This is a genomic window from Rhizobium sp. P1_E1 (assembly GCF_056406015.1).
The window spans coordinates 1-1,618 of sequence record NZ_JBFUAY010000473.1; the positions used below are offsets into that span (position 1 = coordinate 1).

At 55.9% G+C, this 1,618-nt stretch carries 1 protein-coding gene and 2 pseudogenes; 1 reads left to right on the forward strand and 2 read right to left on the reverse strand.

The genetic code is table 11. The annotated features are described in order from the left end of the window. Window positions 1–97: 97 nt before the first annotated feature. Both ppa and AC1D1Z_RS37230 read right to left on the reverse strand, forming a co-directional pair. A complete protein-coding gene (ppa, locus tag AC1D1Z_RS37225) occupies window positions 98–631 on the reverse strand; it encodes an inorganic diphosphatase (RefSeq protein WP_065277176.1) in 534 nt (177 codons plus the stop codon). 41 nt (window positions 632–672) lie between these two features. Continuing rightward, a pseudogene (locus AC1D1Z_RS37230) lies at window positions 673–822 on the reverse strand (ArsA-related P-loop ATPase); the annotation flags it as partial. A 457-nt stretch (window positions 823–1,279) separates the two neighbouring features. Between AC1D1Z_RS37230 and AC1D1Z_RS37235 the strand changes: the two are divergent. Next, window positions 1,280–1,501, forward strand: a pseudogene (locus tag AC1D1Z_RS37235) (peptidase C39); the annotation flags it as partial. Window positions 1,502–1,618: the final 117 nt, after the last annotated feature.

Below are 1,618 nucleotides of genomic sequence, written 5' to 3' on the forward strand. Positions count from 1 at the left end.
CATAATCAGCTTGCCCCCTGTCCCAGCCGTGACAAGGACTTGAACTAAGATGCCCCTGACCACTTCGCGCCGCCTACTTTGGCTCTGCCGGTCGGGATCACTTGTGCAAATTGTAGCGGCCGACCGCCTTACGAATCAACTTCTTGGCGACATTGACGTCCTGCCAGCCGGCTATCTTCACCCACTTGCCGGGCTCCAGATCCTTGTAGTGCGAAAAGAAGTGCTCAATCTGCTTCACCAAGATATCCGGCAGGTCGGTATAGTTCTCAACCTTGTCGTAGCAGCGCGTCAACTTCGCCACCGGCACGGCGATGATCTTGTCGTCCTTGCCGGCATTGTCTTCCATGACCAGAACACCTATCGGACGCACACTGATGACGCAGCCCGCAACGAGCGGCCAGGTGTTCGCAATCAGGACGTCGATCGGGTCACCGTCTTCTGACAGCGTGTGCGGCACGAAGCCATAGTTTCCCGGATAGGTCATCGAAGTGGAGAGGAAGCGGTGTGCGACGAGTGCGCCGGCTTCCTTGTCCAGTTCGTACTTGATCGGCTTGCCGCCGACCGGCACCTCGACAACGACATTCACCTCGTCCGGCGGGTTCTTGCCAACGGAAATCGCTTCGATACGCATAGGGCCTCCTTTTGTTGAATTTAGGCGCGCAAGCTAGCCCACAGGATCAATCGCGTGAAATCGACCTCTGGATCGCAAACGATGAGGATTTTCTGCCCGAGTTCGACAAGGGCGGCGAGCGTATTCTGGGACGTAGTGGATTTGCCAATGCCTCCCTTTCCGTAAAACGCGATCTGACGCAGAGCAGCCATTATTACTTCCTTTTCGTGTTCGAACCGACCGAGGTGATGCCGCGACATTGGCCGCGGCTGCTTCCGTCGCAGCCCGAGAACAATTTTCAAGCGTCGTGCCAATTGAGCTGATTGAYAGAGCAGAACGGAAACTGGTGCTCCCGCAAACACTTAGAGGGATAAAATACCGGACCGAAGAATCCTAAAGCGTGTCACGAAGCCGACAAAGGTGACGACAATGTCGCACACAAGTCGTCAAGAGCCAGCAGAGCGTAAGCCGCAATGCGCATGCATTTCTTAGTCGAATGACCTGCACTTGATGCAAATGCTGGCAGTGAAAAGCCGCGCTGCACTCCGGTGAGAGAGGATGGCCATCTTTGCCCGGAGACACCGTTTCGGGTTGACATTCGCACGATCGAACGTAGTTTTCAGGCGCAACGATAGCGCATCGCGGTTGCCGATATCAAAAGGGGTGCCGCCGCAATCAATCGACGGGCTCTCAAGCTCGGTAATCGAGAATATCGCACTTGGCGAATTCGATCCGGACATCGCGAAGATCCTGCAAATATGCGATCAAGTAGGGTTACGAAAGCCAATCGAATGCTGGCCCAGCGGCCTTCAGACCCGTCTGGGCGAGAATGGTGTACGCCTCTCCGGTGGCGAGAAGCAGCGCCTTGCGTTGGCTCGAGCTCTCTACCGGGCGATGTTGTTTGATCAACGGCCGTAAAGTCGCTTGTCGGTAAACTCATGCAATTGCAGCGGTCACGGCTTTCCACTGCGCCATGGCGCGGATGCGATGAATATGGGTGGCTAGGGC

What these genes read in the sequence shown, in the direction of transcription:
- ppa (WP_065277176.1), bottom strand. Translation starts at nt 631, where the DNA reads ATGCGTATCGAAGCGATTTCCGTTGGCAAGAACCCGCCGGACGAGGTG.